Source organism: Chroococcus sp. FPU101, from assembly GCF_017312365.1.
Classification (GTDB): Bacteria; Cyanobacteriota; Cyanobacteriia; order Cyanobacteriales; family Microcystaceae; genus Chroococcus.
Map to the genome: position 1 here is coordinate 228,021 of NZ_BLJI01000002.1, position 18,336 is coordinate 246,356.

Genomic DNA, 18,336 nt, shown 5'->3' on the forward strand with positions numbered 1-18,336 from the left:
ATTATATATTAATAATGTGTGAGTTAAGTAATGAAGAAATTTATCAAAAAATTGATGAAGTTGTCAGTCGTCTCGATATTTATTAGTGTTATGAATGTGCGTTAGCAGTAAAACAGTGGTTAGCTGCTCATAACATTAGTGGTAAAATGATTGAATTAAAAACACGATATCGAGATGAAAATTATCTGATCAGTGATTGTAAAGGAAATAATCAATCAATTACGACAAATAGTAAATATTATGGAGTCGAAGTTAAAGACATAGTTTTTGATAATCTTTCTACTAATGGATTAAACAGGGAAGAATGGCTAAAAGACTTTCATTGTCAAAGCGAAGAATTTATTCTTACTGAATTGGGAGATGAGTAAATATGGATAAAAAAGGCGGTTTATTTGAAATTTTAGGCAAAATTAAAGCTAAACCTGGTCTATATTTAGGTTATCCTTCTGTTTGTGATTTATTTGTTTTTTTAGTAGGTTATAAAACGGCTAGACGTGAATTAGGAATTGAGCCAACAGAAGCAGAAATTAGATTTTATTAAGAATTTCATCAATTTATTGAAAAAGAATATAATCTTCACACCTCTAATTCTTGGGCAAAGATTATTATGCTTTACAGTTCAGATGAAAAACAAGGATTTGACCGCTTCTTTCAGTTTTTAGACAAATTTAAAAGTCAAAATCAAGAAATACCTTATCAAGAAAAAATTAAATTAGTCCTCTAACCTAAACAATTTTCCGAATAGCGACAACTAACTGTTCAATTTCGGCGGGCATTGTTAGATAATGGACACAAGCCCGAACACAACTTGGATCAGCGATCGTTCTTAAGTAAAATCCTAGACTTTCCAACTCTTGCACCAGTTGTTGCGGTGAGGTATTACTCGTTGTTTGAAAAGAAACTAAACCCGACTCTGGGGGCGTATTCTTTAAACACTTAATCCCTTCTACTTCCGCTAACAGTTGCCACAGATCACCACTCAATTGACAGATTTGTTGATAACGTTTTTCGGCGGTTGCCCAGTTCCGATGTACCGAAATAGCCGCCCGTAACCCTTCATACTGAGGATAGGCTGAGGTTGCTACTTCAAAGCGTCTACCATCGGTTTTCGGGTGACTCGGTTTGCCGTTAGTCGTAATATCGATACCGCGCCATCCGATAAAAGTCGGCTGTAATTCCTCAAAAACTGCGGGCGAATATATAACCCACCAACACCCGCAGGGCCACACCACCATTTATGACCCGTAAAGGCATAAAAATCAGCCTGTAACTCCGATAAATTCAAGGGTAAACATCCCACCGACTGCGCCCCATCAACAAGGACGTAGACGCTATTTTCATGGCACAGTTGCACAATTTCGGCTAGGGGTAAAACTTGACCCGTATTCCACAGAACATGGCTCAAGACTAATACGCGTGTATTGGTTTGGAGAGCTTGAGCAATCACCGAAACAGGATCACCTTCATTTAAGGTTTGTTGAATGGGACAAGTTGAAATTTTGACCCCAAAGCGTCTAGCAATTTCTTGGACTGTTGCTATAACGCCTGGGTGTTCGCAGTCAGTCAGTAATATCTCATCCCCTGCTTGCCAATTGATCCCCCACAAAGCAATATTACAACTCACTGTGACATTTTCAGTTAAGGCGATCGTTTCGGGAATAACCCCTAATTCAGCCGCAATATTCTGTCTCAGAAATTCTGTTTTTTGCTGTAGCCACGCATTGACTTTTGTTGAAAAAGGGCCATGATGCTGTAGATATTTATGAGTATCAATAATCGCCTCTAGTGCTGCCCTTGGTAAAGGCCCTTGTCCACCAAAGTTAAAATACAGTTTATTGTTAATGCCGGGGAATTCTTGCCGATGTTGTTCGAGTTGATCTGTAGTATTCGCTGTGTCAAGCATAAATATGATGGTTATCTTAGCCGAAATAATCGTTTAAAGAAAGATTTTTTTGTTACCGTAAGGGAAGAAGGCATAACAGGGAAGATTTTTATCAATACTAAGATTGCTCCTCATCTTACCCTATACTTTGTTTAAAGCTTCACGAAGAACGGGAAGAATGCTGCTTACTGATGCTCTACTTCTAGATTATAAACGCTGTCAACGTCGGGCCTTTCTCAATACTTATGGCAACCGACAACAGCAAGATCCTGAACGGGATTTTTTGCTTAAACTTCGTCAAGAAAGTCAGATCCATGTTGAAAAGGTCTTACTCGAATTTTACCCCGATTATCAACGTCCCGAAGCTGATTTATCTAATCCTAAAGCATTAGCTCAAGCAACAGAAGTCCTAATGCTTGAAGGTGTATCTTGTATCTATCACGGTGTTTTATTACGATCGCATTCCTTTCAAGGTCATTCGATTGACTTGTTGGGTACGCCTCATCTCCTAATTAAACAACCTGGACAATCTAAGTTTGGTGACTGGCAATATTATTCTACATCAATTCAGTTGGGTCGTCGTCCCAAGCCCGAATATAAGATGATTGCTGCTTATCATGCAGATTTATTAATGAGTATTCAAGGTGTTACCCCCAAGACTGCCCAAATTATTTTACGTCGTCATCATCCTACTTTTGTTGAGTTAGATATTTGGATACCTCGAATGCAAGAAACTTTATTCGATTGTATGGAGATGCTTGTTAAAAAACAAGAACCAGAAGTTTTTATCTCTCGTCAACGTTGTAGTTTATGTCATTGGCATACTCATTGTTATACGATCGCACAATCTCAACAACATCTGTCTCTTGTCCCTGGCATTACCCCCAATCGTTACGAATCTTTACAAACTTTAGGAGTTTTCACCGTCGAAGCTTTAGCCGCTACTTCTCCCAATAATTTAGGGGAATTAATTGGGTTAGAAGTCGCTTCCCAACTCCAGCAGCAAGCACAATCAATTGTGGAGAATCGGGCTTTTCGGAAACATAATTCGTCTAAACATTGGCCAAATATTCCGAATTCACCGATAGAATTTTATTTTGACATTGAAGCCGAACCAGAACAAAATCTAGATTATTTATTAGGCGTTTTACGGGTTAATCATTTAGACAATACACAAATTTTCTATCCACTATTAGCCGAAAAGACCGAAGATGAAAAGATCATTTGGCAAAACTTTTTAAAATTAGTCAATACAGATCCCAAGGCACCTATTTTTCATTTCTCAGAATATGAAGTTGAAACGATCAAACGTTTAGCCTACCTGTATGGAACTCCAGTCTCAGAAATTTACCCGATTTTAGCCCGTTGTGTCGATTTGCATCAAAAAGTCACTCAATTTGTGACGCTTCCCGTTGAAAGTTATTCCCTTAAATCTTTGGCGAATTGGATTGGTTTTCATTGGCGAGATCAGGGGGTAAGTGGTGATCAATGTGTATGCTGGTATGATCAATGGTTAAAAACAGGTGATCGTAATTTTTTAGAGGCGATTTTGCGTTACAACGAAGATGATTGCCGAGCGACTTTTCATCTGAAAAACTGGATGAGTCATTTTTTCCTAGACTCATAAATTTTTATTTAATTATTGATTGCTGATTTTTTTAGAATAAAAATGGGTACTCTATGATTGCTCATTAAAATCATTGAATTAATTTACATGACCCTAAATCTACATAACTCTAGTTGGAATGAAGTACGTTTAGTTCAAGTAGCAACTCAACCTCACCACATCACAGGTTTATTTGCCACAATTCAAGATACTTTAAGAACGTCAAATAGTGAATGGCAAGAGGTGATCTCAGCTTTTTATGAATGTGTAGCAGATGGTACAGTTACCTTTTATGAAGCAGAAAGTCAATCAGTCAATCATCCTCAAGTTTGGACTTATCTGCTGTATGATTGCGCTGCTGATGAAGAAGAAGTAATCACTAATCCTAATATTAATACATTAGAACCAGCGTTACAACTATTAGAATTAGCTGGAATCGGTTAAAAATTTATTTGCCATGACATTTCAATTTAAGCCATTTCAGAATTTTGATAACTCCAAACCGTATTTTGTAATAACATGGCTACCGTCATTGGCCCAACACCACCAGGGACTGGGGTAATATATTCAGCAACTTGAGCAACCTCATCAAAAGCAACATCACCGACTAAACGACCTTTTGGTGTAAATTGATCGACAACTCGATTAATTCCTACGTCAATCACTACCGCACTCGGTTTAACCATCTCTTTTGTAATTAAATTCGGTTTTCCAACTGCGGGGATTAAAATATCAGCTTGACGGGTGATACTGCCTAGATCTACTGTTCGTGAATGAGCAACCGTAACCGTTGCATTTTCTTCAAGTAGCATTAAAGCTAAAGGTTTACCCACTAAAATACTGCGTCCAACGACCACAGCGTGTTTACCCTGAACAGAAATATTATATTCTTTAAGCAGTTCCATAACTCCTGCGGGTGTACAACTACGTAAACCGCTTTCACCTCTAACTAACTTACCTAAATTGGTTGGATGTAAACCATCAGCATCTTTATTCGGCTTAATTTCATGTAAAAGCGCAACAGCATCTAAATGCTTTGGTAAAGGCAGTTGTACGAGAATACCATCAACGCGGTTATCTTGATTAAGTTCTTGAATCACAGAGGATAATTCTGCTTGTGAGGCATGATCAGGAAAATGACGACCAAAAGAAGTTATACCGACTTGAGTACAAGCTTTTTCTTTATTGCGAACATAAGCGGCACTTGCGGGGTTATCACCAACCATTAACACAGCAAGTCCGGGGGATCGCCCGATCGTTTCTTGTAGAGCTTGGATTTGTGCTTTAAGATTGTGTTGAATCTTTTGAGCAAGAGCTTTACCATCTAAAATCTTAGCAGTAGCGACTGACATTTGTAAGATAAACGAAAGAACAAAAATGACCTGAATCAATTCTAGATAATTTGTTGGTTATCATAACTTCAGATGTCATGTTTTGTTGTATTTCAAGTCCATGAGCATGAAAAATAGCATCATTAGGCGCAGTTGTTTCATCTTAATGGTTAGCGGGTTAATTGGCTGTAGTGCCTTAGCTGACTTGGGAATAGCTGTACCCTATCTCGGTGATCCTCCAGTAATTAGCGTTAAGGATCTGACCAATAAGAAAAAGGGTGCGATCGTATACATTAAAGGAATTGTTAAAGTATATGCTCCTTTTTTGAATAATAGCGGAGCCTATCAAGTCCAAGACCCAACGGGTACGATTTGGATACGCACCGAGGGAAAACCCCCTCAGTCGGGTAAAGAAGTGGTTATTAAAGGAAAACTAGATTATCAAAGTATTCCAGTCGCAAGCCTTGAGTTAGGAGATTTTTATGTTGTAGAATTGGAGCAACTCGAACTGACTGCCCAAACTCCTCCCGCAAAACCCCCAACTCAAGCCACTCCACCCACTCCACCCACTCCAACGGCTAAACCAACTGTGATCCCCGTCCAACCTCCAGCCGCTAATTCTGATCCCTTACCTGATCCCACTAATGATCTCTTCTTCCCCCATAAACAGCAATCTAAATAAACCTCATGCGGTTGTCGCTTTAGCCATTCTTCAGCAAGATGGTCAATTTTTGATGCAACTTAGAGACGATTTTCCGCATATTGTGTATCCTGGTCACTGGAGTTTTTTTGGCGGTCATTTAGAACCTGGTGAAACACCATCCGAAGGATTACAACGCGAGTTAATCGAAGAAATTAATTACAGAGTTGACAATCCAATCAAAATATGCAGTTATTATGATGAGCAGGTCACACGTCATATTTTTTATGCACCTTTAACAGTCGCTCTGACAGAATTGATATTACAAGAAGGTCAAGATCTGGCATTGCTAACCCTAGAGGACATTCGGCAAGGTTACGCTTACTCGAAAAAAATTCAGCAAACTAGACCTTTAGGAAAAATTCATCAACAAATACTGCTCGATTATTTAAAGTTAGAATTATAGTGGAGAAGAGTAGCTAATTTTGAATTACCCTAAAATTACTCTAAGCTGGATTTAGATTTGCATCAAAATAGCTGGCTGATTCCTCACTGCTTACGCTCAACCTAAAATATTTTTTCTCCTATGAAACAGTCTCGGCACCTCCTGTCTGTTGGTCAACGTCTTTTTTTAGGAAGCACGATTACAACCTTAGCGGTAACGTCTTTCTTGACACCCTCGCTCGCTTCTAATGCAACCCCAACAGAAGAAACTTTAGAAGATAGTCCTAAAACCGTCATTGATGAAGTTTGGCAACTGGTTAATAATGAATTTGTAGATCGTAGTTTCCATCAAGTAGATTGGCAGCGTAAACGTCAAGAACTATTGAGCCGTAACTATGCTAATCGCAAACAAGCTTATATCGCAATCCGAGAAGCCCTCAAAGAAATAGGAGATCCTTATACTCGTTTTCTAGAACCCGAAGAATTTTCAGCCCTAACGACTCAGACATCAGGAGAATTATCAGGGGTGGGCGTACGTTTAGCAGTTGATAAACGCACTAAAGATTTAATTGTCATTGAAGCATTAAAAAATTCCCCCGCACTTAAAGGAGGAATTCAACAAGGCGATCGTGTCATTAGAATTAATGGTAAACCGACTGCTTTGATGACTCTCGAACAAGCTATTAAAGAAATGGAAGGGGAAATTGGCACAGATGTCAATTTACAAATTTCTCGCCGCAGCAAAGGAATTTTTGAAGTCACCCTCACTCGCGCTCAGATTGAAATTCCCTCCGTTAGTTATTCAATTAAGGAAGAATCACAGATTAAAGTCGGTTACATTCGTCTTGATGAGTTTAGTTCTCATGCAGCCGAACAAATGAAATTAGCTATTGAAGACCTCAGTAAACAGAAAGTCTCTGGTTATGTTCTAGATTTACGTGGCAATCCAGGTGGCTTACTTTTTGCAAGTGTAGATATCGCTCGGATGTGGATGAAATCGGGTGAAATCGTTAGTACAGTTGATAGACGAGGTGGTGATCGTCATTATCAAGCCAATGGAACCGCTTTGACTGAACTGCCGTTAGTCATTTTAGTCAACGAGGGATCAGCCAGTGCTAGTGAAATTTTAGCAGGAGCATTAAAAGAAAACGGACGAGCAACTGTTGTCGGAATGCCCACCTATGGCAAAGCAACCGTACAATCAGTACATTCTCTTTCGGATGGATCTGGGTTAGCTGTAACCATTGCGCGTTATTACCCCCCCAATGGCGAAAATATTAATAAAAAAGGAATTAAACCCCATGTTCAAATCGGATTAACCAATGATCAACAACTTCAGTTAAGGAATAATCCAGATTTATTGGGAACAAATGCCGATCCACAGTACAAACGTGCGATCTCAGTTCTGCAAACTCATTCCTCATCAAATCTTAAACCCTCTAGTATTCCTAAACCCCTAACCATTCGTCCCGAATAAAATACAACCTATTTGGAGTTATCTTGATCCAACGTAAAATAATCAGTGTATAACTCCTCGCTTTTTTTCAATGAATCCAGAAGAACGCATTATTGTACCCCTAGATGTAAACACTACAGAAGCAGCGATCGCATTAGTCGAGCTACTTCCTCAAGTGAATTTTTGGAAAGTTGGTTTAGAACTGTTTACCAGTGTTGGCCCCTCAATTCTGCCAATCCTTAAAGATCAAGGGAAACAAATTTTTTTAGATCTTAAACTTCACGATATCCCTAATACAATGGCGGGGGCTTGTCGTTCTGTTGCTTCCTATCAAGTTGATTTACTCACCATCCATGCAACAGCAGGCCGTCATGCCCTACAAGCCTCAAAAGAAGTGATCGCTACAGCTAATAGTTCAACTAAATTACTTGCGATTACGGTACTAACCAGTATAAACTCACGAGAGTTAGCCTATGATCTCAAGATTCCCCTCGAATTGCCAGAGTATGCTTTACAAATGGCGTTTCTGGCTCAAGAGTGTGGTATTGATGGGGCGGTCTGTTCTCCCCACGAAGTTAGCCAATTAAGGCAGATTTGTGGCGATGATTTTTTGCTTGTCTGTCCTGGTGTGCGTCCAACTTGGGCAGAATCTGGGGATCAAAAACGGGTGATGACTCCAAAACAAGCTATTCTTGCAGGGGCTAACTATTTAGTGATTGGTCGTCCCATTACGGCGGCAGAAAATCCGCAACAAGCATGGTCAAAAATCTGCGACGAGTTAGCTACGGTTTAATCGGATTCTTCTGTTTTTTCGGAGTTCATTTAAAAGTGATGGCACTCCCTGATTCTACTTGTCCCAAAGATACACAAGAATTAACCAATTTACTATTGCAAGATTTACCAAATTATGCTAATAGAGTTTTGCATCGCTCTAAAACAACCGATTTAGCATCATTCGTTCAAACCTATGTTATCGTTTCTGGACAAGGTGAAACGCAACCCCTTCCTTTACGTCAAAGTCCAAGTCAATATCAAGCAATTTTCGATGAAACTCAACCGCAGATCTTTTTTACCACATTTGAACGGCAATATAGCAATAACAAGCTAGTCAGATTTCATAACTACAATTGGCTATTGTTAGCACCGACTGAAAAGGGATGGCGGTTAATCATGAGTTTTTCTCAATTAGCATCCTTAGAACCGACTCAACCCAATGATCCACCATTACCCCCCATCGATACAACAAATGGTGTCATCGGTCAAGCGGTTAAATTATGGCTTAGAGATTGTGAAGCAGGAACTTTGAGAAAAAATAGAAATTAATTTAAAGCTCGCTTTAGACCGTTAACTAACATGACTAACTTTCAAGCAGCCACTTCTCGTAATCGCAGTAAATTAACTTCTGTTTAACGCTATCTAGAACTTCTTCAACTACAGGAAAAAATGTCTCCGCCGATCCAACTTGGTATAAGTCGTTTAGAACAGAGTGATATTCTTTCTCCGTAAACTCAGCAATCACTCGAGCTAAACTCCGATCTGACATCTGCTCATAAAGAATCGACAATAGGGGAAAATACTCTTGATCTTCGATGCCTTTGGGAAAAGCACACTGAAGTAACTGATAAGTACTGACAGGAATTATTTTTTGCATGATTTCAGTTACCTGTCAACGGTTGAGAGAGATAAAGATAGACGTTAAAATTAACGCCTTGAGCAATGGCTGCTCGAATTGCCTTGGCATCAGCCGTCATAGTAACAATTCCCATTTGATCGCCTGTGCCTAGAATAATTATATCGTTCGGGTCTAAACTCCGTGTTAATTGATGTTGATCTTCCTCTGTCTTTTAGTGCTACTTTAGAGCAAGTTTTAGATAAAGCTTGGTTCCCCAATTAAGAAAAATCTTCATTGGTTTAAATTGAACTCTCTACTCTCAGAAAAAACATTTATTGTACTATACTGTACCAACTGGATTTAGAGCCATAATATAATTAGTACTTTAGAGGGAGGAACTTTGGGCAACTAAAAAACTTTTAATTATTAGGAGTGAGCGTAAATGTCAACAGTAACCGAATCAGACCTTAAAGAATTAAAAGATTTAATTTTAGGTATAGATAAAAAACTCGATGTACACATTGCTAGAACTGATGAAAGATTTAATACGATCGATGAACGTTTTAGATCAATGGAGCAACGCTTTGACCAAGTTGACAAACAGTTTGAGCAGGTTGACAAGCGATTTGACCAAGTTGACAAGCGATTTGAGCAGGTTGACAAACAATTTGACCAAGTTGACAAGCGATTTGAGCAGGTTGACAAACAATTTGACTCAGTTAATGCACGTATTAATACATTTACCCTTGGTTTCTTAGGTATCGTTGGAGTTTTAGTAACAGGTTTGTTAGGAATTGTAGGAAAGATCGTATTTTTTCCAAATCCTTAAGAAATCTCTAAAAAATCTTTTTTAACGTTCGACGAGTTTTTGTCTTAATTTAGAACTGCCCCAATCAATTATAGTCACAACCACCAACAAAACTATCATAAAAGTAGACGCTTTCTGTGAAAGTTGACTGACTTAATTAATACAAACGCTCTATTTTTATTTTATATTTTTATAAAACATTTTTTTAACAAAATCAAAGTATTCTAGTCCTCCAATATTCTTCCATGCTTGTTCATGAGCTAAAAATATTTTTTGATTTAAAGACATTTTGACAGACAACTGTTCAAAATAATTATCGACTTCTTGTTTCAAAATTTGGGCTACGTTATTAGAGAGAATTTTTACGATCATGTCTTCTGACTCTATGCCTAGCATAAGACAATATTTTGGTAAAATAACGTGATAAGGAGCAAGATCATCTGGTAGCTTGGCTATCATTCCATTTTCTGTTAAATATTTCCAACGTTTTGCCGTAAAAGCGATAATTTGGCTACGACCAATTTTAAATTCTCCTAATTCTAGTATTTCTGAAGAATAATGAGTAGAAAGATTTTTGAAAGCTATATAAGGTTGAACTAATTTTTTGATGGGTAGATTTTCAATCATTGCTACAGGAATTTGTATTAGTCCTAAGTCATGTTCTTGGTGCTGTGCATTGATCGTTTGAAAAGCGGTTATTTCATCCTTCTTTTTTATAACTTTATATAATTTTTCACATAATAAAGGCGAACCGATTAAAATAGGATGTAAATCATCAAATTTATTCAATAGCGATGAATATATTTTCGGATAAGGTGCTAGTTCTGATATTATATCCATACTTTGTGGTGTATTTCCTTCATATAGTTCTACACAACCCGTTATAGATTGAGCTATTAAATCAGGTGATAAACTTTGGAAAAGTAACTCGAAAAAGATTTTATAAAGTTGATCTTTAAAAACATATTGATCTGAAAAGTCAAGCTCGAATTCTATAAATGATTCTAATAAATTGGGATAAACTAAATTGTTTAGCTTAACCAGAATCTCTTGAGATTCAAAACTAACACGCTTTGATTCATCTGTTCTTTTTAAAGCTTTATACCCTCCCGTAGGCTCTCAAAGAGAATTAGAAGGAGCCAGCGTTAAAATATTTGTAATTTTATGAATGGTAATATCTATTGATGAAATATTATAAGGAGCAAAATTATAAATTACTTTTATTTCATTAAATTTTTTGTTTAAAAGGTGATTGGTTAATTGATTAATATCTTTTGGAGTTGTGACAAAAGTACGACCTTTAGACCACAATTTCGACCTTATCTTAAATACGGTTGGTAATAAAGGAGTTTTGGGAAAATGTAATAGATTAGTAACTTTTGAATCTTGTTCTAGAGTTAAAAGCTGAGTGTACAATAACATATTTTTTTTAACGATCGGCTAGTTTTTGTCTTAATTTAGAACTGCCCCAATCAATTGTAGTCACAACCACTAATAAAACCACCATAAAAGTAGACGCTTTTGTCCGTTCAAACCCATTAATATAGCTGACTAATTCAAAACCGATACCACCCGCACCTACAACCCCTAAAATCGACGCAGCACGGATATTATATTCAAACATATACAGTGTATAACCCAAAGCCAAGGGTAAGATCTGGGGCAGAATTCCATATTGAGCAATTTGTAACCAAGATGCACCCGTCACCTGTAATGCTTGTAGTGAATTCGCTTCGACTGATTCAATCGCTTCTTGATAAAATTTAGCTAAATAGCCAATACTGTAGATTCCTAATGCCATAGTTCCCGCAGTTGCACCTAAACCAATTGCCGAAACAAAAATTAATGCGAGGATTATTGAAGGAATAGAACGCAAGGTATTTTGGATAAGATTGCCCAGAAATTGTAAGCCATAGGGTGATAGATTATGTGCGCTGATAATTGCTATAGGAAGAGAAAGAATTGCACCGATCGTTGTTCCAATAATCGACATTTGGATCGTTTCTAACAAAGCTTCTAAAGCTAAGGGTAATACTTGCCAATTGGGGGGAAAAAAATCACTTAAAAAGACCCCGATATATTTCCCACTATCTTTTAAGGTATTGATATCAACTTTTAAGCCTTGCCACGCCCAGATATAAATACTAACAAGCAATAGAGGGAGTAATAATGAAGGTAAAAATGGAAATTTTTTTAACATAAATGTGCAAATTGATGCTGTATATTGTCACTTTTGCCATCATAAATTACACGGCCTTGATCAAGGATAATTGAACGATCGGTATATTCACTTGCCATTGCTAAATCGTGTAACACCAAAACAATTGTCATCCCTTGTTTGCGGAGATCTGTAATGATATTCATCATCTGTTGAGTGGCAACTAAATCTAGACCAGATGTGGGTTCATCTGCGAAGAGAATTTTAGGTGACTCCATTAAAGCACGTGCGATCGCTACTCGTTGTTGTTGTCCACCACTGAGTTTACTTACTTTTTGCTTTTCGTGTTGTTCTAAACCCAACTGTCTTAATAAAGATTTGGCTAAAGCGCGATCAGAAGCCGAAAAACCCCATAAAGAAGACCAACTAGACAGCGCTCCCAATTTACCACACAGCACATTATCTAATGCAGAGAGTTGGGGGATCAAGCCTCCCCCTTGCCAAATCATACCAATCTGACGACGCACACGATTTAATGTCTTTTGAGTTATCACTAAATCATTAATGCGAATTTCTCCTTTTTGTAAAGGGATGAGTCCAACCATTGATTTTAAAAGGCTAGATTTTCCAGCGCCATTAAGACCGAGTAAAGCGACACATTCACCTTGGTTAATTTTTAGAGTTATTCCATTAAGAATCGGACGACCCAAAGACGCATTATTAACGCTATAAATATCGTGGCATTCAATCATATTAAATGATGAGAAAGAACAAAAACAATGTAATTAAGGGTCAATTTTTGCTCTTTGTAAAGCTGTTTTCATAGGTGCTAAATGTTGATCATGATCTACCCGCACTAATTGTGTAGAGTTATAAAGAGTCGTAAACATCGCTTTATTGTTTGGCTCATTTAACTCTAAAAGTGCATTAACTAATTTTTCTCTTGTTGCTTGAGGAACATCATTATCAATCACAATACCATGAGCAGGTACACCGGGGATTGACCAAAGAACGCGCAATTGTTGGGCTTCAGCAGCAGTGATCCAAGGGGGATTGAGAGCATATTCCGAAACGGCGGCGGCATCAACTTGTCCACGTAATACGGCTTGTAATGCGCTAGTATAGCCATCTCCATACATGACTTCACTAAAAAATTTGCCATAGTCATCAGGATTTTTCACTAAACCATCGCCGACAAAGGTGCTAGTCGGGATGATATAACCCGAACCCGATGTACGTGAAGCAAAGGCCATTTTTTTACCTTTTAACTGTCCCAGGGTTTGTTTAGCGTTACCCAGCGTTTTTAAAGGGCTATCTTTTTTAACAACTACAACCGATTTATAGGTTTTTCCCCCCGAATAATCAGGACGAACTTCAGCTAAATACATTCTTGCACCTGTAAGCTGTTCGGCTTTGAGTGCGCCACGTCCTCCTAAAAAGGCTACATCTGCACGGTTTGAGCGTAACGCTTCGATAGCGGCTGTTTCATCGGCTACTACTGCTTCTACCTTTAAACCCGTCTCTTTCGAGAGAAAATCAGTAACAGCCTGTGCTTTTTTTTCTAAATCTGTCGCATCTCTACGGGTCGCAAAAACAATAACAATACGATTGTTTGGGGCTTGTGTAACAAGCTTTTCTTTTTGATAAAGATCATCAGCTTCAGCTAAAGCTGGTTTAAATTGATAACTACTTAGATTTAGATTGAGTCCCACAGAGAGTAATAGTGATAAGGAACCCAGGCTTAATAAAAATTTAGATTTCATTCACTTCTTGCAAAATATAATCAACAATTTTAACAATATACATGATTCCTAGTCCATTTGAAAAAACTTTTTACACAACAAATTAGTTAAATTGCATTTAACGTTAGTATTTAAGTGATCAATTGACGATCAAAGCGATGAGGTCATCTAGATGCGTACGCTTTTTCGGTTATCTTTATTTCGCTCTATTACAGGCTTACGTTATGCTATAGATGTATTTTTAGGTACTTTGCTGATTTGGCTCACATTACGCAGTCTTGGGGATAGAAACCCAGTTTGGGCTATTATTTCATTAATTGTTGTTTGTGATCCAGACATTAGCGTAGCATGGCCTAATTTTGTTTCCCGTTTTTCTAATACCTTGATTGGTTGTACAACTGGAATTTTGGGTCTGTTCATCATTGGTGCCAAAGAATGGCTTCTTGCTCCACTACTTGCCTCCACTATACTGATTTGTACAAGCATTATTAAAAGACCTGGTAGTTGGAAGATTGCACCTGCAACCAGCGCATTAATCTTAACTTCTGCTTTAGTAGAAAATTCGAGTTTAATTGGTTTTGAACAAGCATTCCACCGAGTAGAAGAAGTATTATTTGGCAGTTTAGTAGCTCTGCTCGTATCAGTAGTGTTATCGAAAATTTTTCCAACTTCATTTGAGAGAAAAAATATTAATAAAACTTGATAATTAGCTGATTTAATTTGTTGGAATCATTCTTTTTTAGGTTCTAAATTAACTTGATGAAGCGGAGGAGGTGTAGACCATTTGAAATGTTGATAAACCTCGCGTGAAACTTCTTGAATTACCTTTCTGCCATTCTCATCGTTATGAGGACGTTTCACCATAACAGCCATTAAATAACGTTTACCATTAGGCATATCAATTATACCTGCATCACCTAATGTCGTCCCAATATCACCCGTTTTGTGAGCAATAATCGCGCCTTTTTCTAAACCTGCAGGCAAAAGAGTATTAGTTACGGTTCCTTGCATGATTTCAAAAAAACGATCGCGCATTTTTATAGAAAGTAAATCACCTTGACTAACTCGATTCAAGATCAAAACTAAATCTTTAGGTGAAGTCGTATTTGTTCCTTCTAAATTGGGCAAAATATTTTTAATAACCGTCTGATGTAATCCCCATTCTTGAAACCTTTGATTTAAAACGTCTTTGCCTCCCATACGTCGGAGCAGCATATTAGTCGCTGTATTATCACTAATAATAATCATTTTAATAGCAGTTTCAAGGGCAGTAAATTTTTGATTCGGTTTCATATACTGCATATTTCCTGAACCTTTAGCAATGACACTTTGATCCATGATCAATTGCTCATCTAAATGGATTTTTTTAGCATCAACATCCTGTAAAAAAGCTACTAAGAGCGGAATTTTAATCGTACTCGCTGCCGCCACTATCCCATCGCCTTGTAGATTAAGATAACCTCCATTATCCAAATCAACCAAAAACGCCCCTAATTCTAATTTAGGATATTTAGCCGTAATCTTTTCGATTTTTTGCCTAAGGGGAATTAATTCCTGTTTCAGAAATAAGTCTAAAGAGTGTGATGATTCTGCTATTTTAGGCTCTGAAGTTTTGGGTGTTTCTGTAGCTGTAATATTGGTTTGAGAAGAAATTAATTTAGTTGGGTCAAAAATGGTTAAAATTGTTCCAGCCAGTGCCGCTAATCCTCCACCTAAAATTAACAAGCGCAGTAACGAAATCAAAATTAAAATTACAGGTGACGGAATTCTTTTTTTCGGATTCAAGCGTTTTTTTTCGGCTGTCTTCGTGGAAATGGATGAAGATTGAACCGATAATGCTTTACTGGGATTAATAATTCGTACCGTCGTTTTTTTCTTAGGCATTGTCAATCAAAAAGATGGATTAGGGCTCAGTTGATTCAAGAGGCTTTTTACTGCCTCTAAGACTAGAAATCGGTGGTAAATGTTGCAATAGCCATTCAGTATGACCGATAATTCCTCGTAACAAGGCTAACTCCTCTGAAGTCAAAGCAGAACGATTATAAACTTGGCGAAATTTCTCCATTTTTGCAGTAGCCGTATGGGGATAAAGATAACCCATTTGGAGCAAAACACGTTCTAAATGTTGATAATATCTTTCTAGCGTCTCCAAAGTAGCCAGATTTGGGGTTATTGTTGACTCATCGCTTGTTTCTTCTAAGGCTAGTTGATAGAGTTCATAGGCACAGATGGCTACAGATTGCGCTAAATTAAGAGAAGGATATTCAGGATTGGAAGGAATACGCAGGAACCATTGAGCGTAGTTGAGTTCAGTATTACTTAAGCCACGATCTTCAGGCCCGAAAATAATGGCAGAGGTCGAATTTTCTTGCAGCAGTTTAGGCAGAATGGTTTTAGGGGGTTCGAGTGGAGTCGATAAATTACGAGTCCGCGCTGTAGTGGCGATCGCTTTTTGACATCCCACTAGGGCTTCTGGCAAACTATTCACTTGTTGGGCTGATTCTAAAAGATCTACGCCATGTACTGCCATTAATCTTGCGGGTTCACTCAAGGGATCACACTGAGGGTTAACAATGACTAAATGCTGTAATCCCATATTTTTCATTACTCTAGCAATAGAACCGACATTTAATGGCCCTGCGGGTTCAACTAGCACGATCCGAATTTTGTTTAGTCTATTAGTATTCATTTTTTTTGTCTAATATGGCACGTCAACGCTCTAAATCTGATTTACCGACTAAAATTTGTCCTGTGTGTGGACTTCCTTTTACTTGGCGCAAAAAATGGGCGAACTGTTGGGATGAGGTAAAATATTGTTCTGAACGATGTCGCCGTCGTCGTTCTCAAACATCAGAAGAATAATTATTCTCTAACCCCTAAATTTAAAAATACAGTCGCTCTTTTCACTCCATTTTCACTACCTTGACTACTCAGTGTGAGAGAACGTAAATTTTTAAATAAGGGTTTAACGGCAAATTCCGCAACTTTAACAATGGGTAATTGTTGTTCTAGTAAGGGCTGGATCTCATGCCAATTGACAAAAAAGTAGCCATCATTTTCCGTGGGTATAGCAGAAATCGCTTGTTGAAATGTGCGACTATCGACTATGGTTCGTTTCGTCTTTGATAAGACTTTTTCCATCACTGCAACAGAAGATGTAAAAATTTCGTACTGATTCCCTTGCGTTATCGTAGCGTGAACACCCTTGACGATCGCTCCTAGACGTGCTTCTTCTAGATCAGTATTCGTGATTAATTTCGTCCAAGCTTTGACTTTAGTCGTCTGGATCAGTAGATCAACAACACTATAACCTTGATCAATGGCTAATTGATCTAAATGAGCAATGGCGGGAGCGATTTCTACATCTGGCATTCGTTCGGCAATAAAGACTAAATCGGGCTGCATCCCTTTTTCATTAGGGACTAGAGCAAGGCTATATTCACCTTTGACCCAACTAAAAACATCTTTTGGCAAATTTAAACCTAAAGGCTCTTGGTAGCGGTTTAAAAGCTGTGTAAGTAGTTGTTGTAATGGGCTATTTAGATCGAGTCCTGTTTCGACTTGCTGCCAAAATTGATCTAAGTTTGTGCCAGCGATCGCTAACATACTATTCGCAGGAAGATAAGCTAAGGCACCGACTAACTCAGAAAGTACGGGCGGTTGATTGTCTTCCCCTGTAACGCCGATTAAAGCCGTTTGTGCAACTAAACCTTCTGATTTAATAGAAAGACCAATTGCTAGGGTTTGTAGGGCTTTTGGAGTCTCAGGAGCAGAAGAATTATCTAGCCAGGCAGACAAGGCAGGTAGGTTCGCATAAACTACACCAATACGCGGATCTGAAATGGTTTGTAGTGAGTCTTGATAAATGGGTGAGTTTTTTAAATTTAAGTCGGGGACTTGAGCATTATTAATTGCAGCGCGTAGGATTTTAGGTTCATTGGCAAATAAAACAAAATCACCTACCACCGCACTAGATGTAAAATTCCGACTGCTAATCACTTTGCTAGGACGTTGATGAACTAGATTAATACCTTTGTATTGGTCAAAAACTAAATTGGATGTATTAGCGATCGCATTTCTCGAATAAGAGACTTGCAGAAATTCCTTAGCAAGTTCAGGATCTTTAGTGGCTACAGCGAGTAAATATCCTGGTTGTACACCATCACTCTTATCATGATTGTAATCGAGTGTGGTCACCGCGAGGGTAATTTCTTCTCCTAACCAAGGTTGGATTTCATTGTCGTAATTGAGTCCAGTATTAGCTAAAAGGGTTTTTTCGAGATCTTTTAATTCGCGGGAAGAGCGTCTACGATTAGCAGGAGAGGCGATATACTGACTAAAAGATTCTAACCGTTCTGGGTTAACCAACAACGAGAGCATGACAGGTGCTTGTCGAGAAACAAAAATCGAGGCGATAGGTTCTCTGGTAACACCCCCAACTAGAAGACTTAAAGAACTTTTCCCGATGATCCATGAAAAAGTTGTAGCACTTACAAGTAATAGTAAGGCGACACTGATTCCTAGCGTAATAAAAAATGAATTTCGCTTCACGGGTTTCGATTTAGCTTTTTGGTGAGTGACCTTAACCAGAATGATTAAAATCATTGCTAATCCAAGAAAATCTTAACATTGAACAGATGATTGCAACAGGACAAAC

Annotated in this window: 21 protein-coding genes and 3 pseudogenes; 12 read left to right on the forward strand and 12 right to left on the reverse strand. The window is 38.1% G+C overall.

Annotated elements, in window-relative coordinates; genetic code table 11:
* Nucleotides 1–98: 98 nt before the first annotated feature.
* A pseudogene (locus tag CFPU101_RS25405) lies at nucleotides 99–368 on the forward strand (papain fold toxin domain-containing protein); the annotation flags it as partial.
* 2 nt (nucleotides 369–370) lie between these two features.
* Complete coding sequence (locus CFPU101_RS25410) at nucleotides 371–541, forward strand: hypothetical protein (RefSeq protein ID WP_242577748.1); 171 nt, start codon at nucleotides 371–373, stop codon at nucleotides 539–541.
* Between the two features lie 184 nt (nucleotides 542–725).
* Here the strand turns inward: CFPU101_RS25410 and CFPU101_RS03730 are convergent.
* Nucleotides 726–1,903: pseudogene (locus CFPU101_RS03730) on the reverse strand (aminotransferase class V-fold PLP-dependent enzyme).
* 157 nt (nucleotides 1,904–2,060) lie between these two features.
* Between CFPU101_RS03730 and CFPU101_RS03735 the strand changes: the two are divergent.
* Nucleotides 2,061–3,509 carry a TM0106 family RecB-like putative nuclease gene (locus tag CFPU101_RS03735; RefSeq protein ID WP_206813986.1) on the forward strand — a complete coding sequence of 483 codons (1,449 nt, stop codon included), beginning with the start codon at nucleotides 2,061–2,063 and terminating at the stop codon, nucleotides 3,507–3,509.
* Between the two features lie 87 nt (nucleotides 3,510–3,596).
* Nucleotides 3,597–3,932, forward strand: coding sequence for a hypothetical protein (locus tag CFPU101_RS03740; protein ID WP_206813987.1), 336 nt, complete (start codon nucleotides 3,597–3,599; stop codon nucleotides 3,930–3,932).
* A gap of 26 nt (nucleotides 3,933–3,958) precedes the next feature.
* Here the strand turns inward: CFPU101_RS03740 and folD are convergent, their stop codons facing one another.
* Complete coding sequence (folD, locus tag CFPU101_RS03745; protein WP_206813988.1) at nucleotides 3,959–4,840, reverse strand: bifunctional methylenetetrahydrofolate dehydrogenase/methenyltetrahydrofolate cyclohydrolase FolD; 882 nt, start codon at nucleotides 4,838–4,840, stop codon at nucleotides 3,959–3,961.
* A gap of 145 nt (nucleotides 4,841–4,985) precedes the next feature.
* On the opposite strand from folD, the gene CFPU101_RS03750 reads away from it, so the two are divergent.
* The 5 genes from CFPU101_RS03750 to CFPU101_RS03770 all read left to right on the forward strand — a co-directional run bounded on the left by CFPU101_RS03750 (nucleotide 4,986) and on the right by CFPU101_RS03770 (nucleotide 8,682).
* Complete coding sequence (locus CFPU101_RS03750; protein ID WP_307730429.1) at nucleotides 4,986–5,501, forward strand: DNA-binding protein; 516 nt, start codon at nucleotides 4,986–4,988, stop codon at nucleotides 5,499–5,501.
* Nucleotides 5,464–5,925, forward strand: a complete 462-nt coding sequence (locus CFPU101_RS03755) for an NUDIX hydrolase (RefSeq protein WP_206813990.1) — start codon at nucleotides 5,464–5,466, stop codon at nucleotides 5,923–5,925. Before CFPU101_RS03750 ends, CFPU101_RS03755 begins: the two co-directional genes overlap by 38 nt.
* Before the next feature lie 120 nt (nucleotides 5,926–6,045).
* A complete protein-coding gene (gene ctpB, locus CFPU101_RS03760; RefSeq protein ID WP_206813991.1) occupies nucleotides 6,046–7,380 on the forward strand; it encodes a carboxyl-terminal processing protease CtpB in 1,335 nt (444 codons plus the stop codon).
* A 70-nt stretch (nucleotides 7,381–7,450) separates the two neighbouring features.
* Nucleotides 7,451–8,152, forward strand: a complete 702-nt coding sequence (gene pyrF / locus CFPU101_RS03765) for an orotidine-5'-phosphate decarboxylase (protein ID WP_206813992.1) — start codon at nucleotides 7,451–7,453, stop codon at nucleotides 8,150–8,152.
* Nucleotides 8,116–8,682, forward strand: coding sequence for a hypothetical protein (locus CFPU101_RS03770; RefSeq protein WP_206813993.1), 567 nt, complete (start codon nucleotides 8,116–8,118; stop codon nucleotides 8,680–8,682). The genes pyrF and CFPU101_RS03770 overlap by 37 nt, the downstream gene beginning before the upstream one ends.
* Nucleotides 8,683–8,716: 34 nt before the next feature.
* On the opposite strand, the gene CFPU101_RS03775 is transcribed toward CFPU101_RS03770, so the two are convergent.
* Both CFPU101_RS03775 and CFPU101_RS03780 read right to left on the reverse strand, forming a co-directional pair.
* Complete coding sequence (locus tag CFPU101_RS03775) at nucleotides 8,717–9,010, reverse strand: DUF3349 domain-containing protein (protein ID WP_206813994.1); 294 nt, start codon at nucleotides 9,008–9,010, stop codon at nucleotides 8,717–8,719.
* A 4-nt stretch (nucleotides 9,011–9,014) separates the two neighbouring features.
* Nucleotides 9,015–9,170 (reverse strand): annotated as a pseudogene (locus CFPU101_RS03780) (DUF1308 domain-containing protein); the annotation flags it as partial.
* A 243-nt stretch (nucleotides 9,171–9,413) separates the two neighbouring features.
* Between CFPU101_RS03780 and CFPU101_RS03785 the strand changes: the two are divergent.
* Nucleotides 9,414–9,800, forward strand: coding sequence for a hypothetical protein (locus CFPU101_RS03785; protein ID WP_206813995.1), 387 nt, complete (start codon nucleotides 9,414–9,416; stop codon nucleotides 9,798–9,800).
* A 156-nt stretch (nucleotides 9,801–9,956) separates the two neighbouring features.
* On the opposite strand, the gene CFPU101_RS03790 is transcribed toward CFPU101_RS03785, so the two are convergent.
* The 5 genes from CFPU101_RS03790 to CFPU101_RS03810 form a co-directional block, all read right to left on the reverse strand.
* Nucleotides 9,957–10,619, reverse strand: a complete 663-nt coding sequence (locus tag CFPU101_RS03790) for a hypothetical protein (protein ID WP_206813996.1) — start codon at nucleotides 10,617–10,619, stop codon at nucleotides 9,957–9,959.
* 279 nt (nucleotides 10,620–10,898) lie between these two features.
* Entirely contained in the window at nucleotides 10,899–11,201 is a 303-nt protein-coding gene (locus CFPU101_RS03795) for a hypothetical protein (protein WP_206813997.1), read from the reverse strand.
* Between the two features lie 7 nt (nucleotides 11,202–11,208).
* Complete coding sequence (gene phnE, locus CFPU101_RS03800; RefSeq protein WP_206813998.1) at nucleotides 11,209–11,979, reverse strand: phosphonate ABC transporter, permease protein PhnE; 771 nt, start codon at nucleotides 11,977–11,979, stop codon at nucleotides 11,209–11,211.
* Entirely contained in the window at nucleotides 11,973–12,689 is a 717-nt protein-coding gene (locus CFPU101_RS03805) for a phosphonate ABC transporter ATP-binding protein (RefSeq protein ID WP_206813999.1), read from the reverse strand. The genes phnE and CFPU101_RS03805 overlap by 7 nt, the downstream gene beginning before the upstream one ends.
* A gap of 33 nt (nucleotides 12,690–12,722) precedes the next feature.
* Complete coding sequence (locus CFPU101_RS03810; RefSeq protein WP_206814000.1) at nucleotides 12,723–13,700, reverse strand: phosphate/phosphite/phosphonate ABC transporter substrate-binding protein; 978 nt, start codon at nucleotides 13,698–13,700, stop codon at nucleotides 12,723–12,725.
* A 151-nt stretch (nucleotides 13,701–13,851) separates the two neighbouring features.
* Here CFPU101_RS03810 and CFPU101_RS03815 point away from each other — a divergent pair, with 151 nt between their 5' ends.
* Complete coding sequence (locus CFPU101_RS03815) at nucleotides 13,852–14,382, forward strand: FUSC family protein (protein WP_206814001.1); 531 nt, start codon at nucleotides 13,852–13,854, stop codon at nucleotides 14,380–14,382.
* A gap of 26 nt (nucleotides 14,383–14,408) precedes the next feature.
* Here CFPU101_RS03815 and CFPU101_RS03820 read toward each other — a convergent pair whose 3' ends face one another.
* The gene (locus tag CFPU101_RS03820; protein WP_206814002.1) at nucleotides 14,409–15,563 is read right to left on the reverse strand and encodes a serine hydrolase; all 1,155 of its coding nucleotides are present in this window, start codon (nucleotides 15,561–15,563) and stop codon (nucleotides 14,409–14,411) included.
* A 19-nt stretch (nucleotides 15,564–15,582) separates the two neighbouring features.
* The gene (locus CFPU101_RS03825) at nucleotides 15,583–16,368 is read right to left on the reverse strand and encodes an RNA methyltransferase (RefSeq protein WP_206814003.1); all 786 of its coding nucleotides are present in this window, start codon (nucleotides 16,366–16,368) and stop codon (nucleotides 15,583–15,585) included.
* A gap of 14 nt (nucleotides 16,369–16,382) precedes the next feature.
* Between CFPU101_RS03825 and CFPU101_RS03830 the strand changes: the two genes are divergently transcribed.
* Nucleotides 16,383–16,541 carry a DUF2256 domain-containing protein gene (locus CFPU101_RS03830; RefSeq protein WP_206814004.1) on the forward strand — a complete coding sequence of 53 codons (159 nt, stop codon included), beginning with the start codon at nucleotides 16,383–16,385 and terminating at the stop codon, nucleotides 16,539–16,541.
* Here the strand turns inward: CFPU101_RS03830 and CFPU101_RS03835 are convergent, their stop codons facing one another.
* The gene (locus tag CFPU101_RS03835; RefSeq protein ID WP_206814130.1) at nucleotides 16,542–18,230 is read right to left on the reverse strand and encodes a DUF3352 domain-containing protein; all 1,689 of its coding nucleotides are present in this window, start codon (nucleotides 18,228–18,230) and stop codon (nucleotides 16,542–16,544) included. It abuts the gene before it with no gap.
* Between the last annotated feature and the right edge of the window lie 106 nt (nucleotides 18,231–18,336).

Bases quoted from the DNA above. Each gene is read 5' to 3' on its own strand.
- ctpB (WP_206813991.1), top strand. From the start codon at position 6,046: ATGAAACAGTCTCGGCACCTCCTGTCTGTTGGTCAACGTCTTTTTTTA.
- CFPU101_RS03790 (WP_206813996.1), bottom strand. From the start codon at position 10,619: ATGGATATAATATCAGAACTAGCACCTTATCCGAAAATATATTCATCG.
- CFPU101_RS03775 (WP_206813994.1), bottom strand. From the start codon at position 9,010: ATGCAAAAAATAATTCCTGTCAGTACTTATCAGTTACTTCAGTGTGCT.
- CFPU101_RS03785 (WP_206813995.1), top strand. From the start codon at position 9,414: ATGTCAACAGTAACCGAATCAGACCTTAAAGAATTAAAAGATTTAATT.
- folD (WP_206813988.1), bottom strand. From the start codon at position 4,840: ATGTCAGTCGCTACTGCTAAGATTTTAGATGGTAAAGCTCTTGCTCAA.
- CFPU101_RS03755 (WP_206813990.1), top strand. From the start codon at position 5,464: ATGATCTCTTCTTCCCCCATAAACAGCAATCTAAATAAACCTCATGCG.
- CFPU101_RS03795 (WP_206813997.1), bottom strand. From the start codon at position 11,201: ATGTTATTGTACACTCAGCTTTTAACTCTAGAACAAGATTCAAAAGTT.
- CFPU101_RS03810 (WP_206814000.1), bottom strand. From the start codon at position 13,700: ATGAAATCTAAATTTTTATTAAGCCTGGGTTCCTTATCACTATTACTC.
- CFPU101_RS03805 (WP_206813999.1), bottom strand. From the start codon at position 12,689: ATGATTGAATGCCACGATATTTATAGCGTTAATAATGCGTCTTTGGGT.
- pyrF (WP_206813992.1), top strand. From the start codon at position 7,451: ATGAATCCAGAAGAACGCATTATTGTACCCCTAGATGTAAACACTACA.
- CFPU101_RS03750 (WP_307730429.1), top strand. From the start codon at position 4,986: ATGGTTAGCGGGTTAATTGGCTGTAGTGCCTTAGCTGACTTGGGAATA.
- CFPU101_RS03815 (WP_206814001.1), top strand. From the start codon at position 13,852: ATGCGTACGCTTTTTCGGTTATCTTTATTTCGCTCTATTACAGGCTTA.
- CFPU101_RS03770 (WP_206813993.1), top strand. From the start codon at position 8,116: ATGGTCAAAAATCTGCGACGAGTTAGCTACGGTTTAATCGGATTCTTC.
- CFPU101_RS03735 (WP_206813986.1), top strand. From the start codon at position 2,061: ATGCTGCTTACTGATGCTCTACTTCTAGATTATAAACGCTGTCAACGT.
- CFPU101_RS03820 (WP_206814002.1), bottom strand. From the start codon at position 15,563: ATGCCTAAGAAAAAAACGACGGTACGAATTATTAATCCCAGTAAAGCA.
- CFPU101_RS25410 (WP_242577748.1), top strand. From the start codon at position 371: ATGGATAAAAAAGGCGGTTTATTTGAAATTTTAGGCAAAATTAAAGCT.
- phnE (WP_206813998.1), bottom strand. From the start codon at position 11,979: ATGTTAAAAAAATTTCCATTTTTACCTTCATTATTACTCCCTCTATTG.
- CFPU101_RS03825 (WP_206814003.1), bottom strand. From the start codon at position 16,368: ATGAATACTAATAGACTAAACAAAATTCGGATCGTGCTAGTTGAACCC.
- CFPU101_RS03830 (WP_206814004.1), top strand. From the start codon at position 16,383: ATGGCACGTCAACGCTCTAAATCTGATTTACCGACTAAAATTTGTCCT.
- CFPU101_RS03740 (WP_206813987.1), top strand. From the start codon at position 3,597: ATGACCCTAAATCTACATAACTCTAGTTGGAATGAAGTACGTTTAGTT.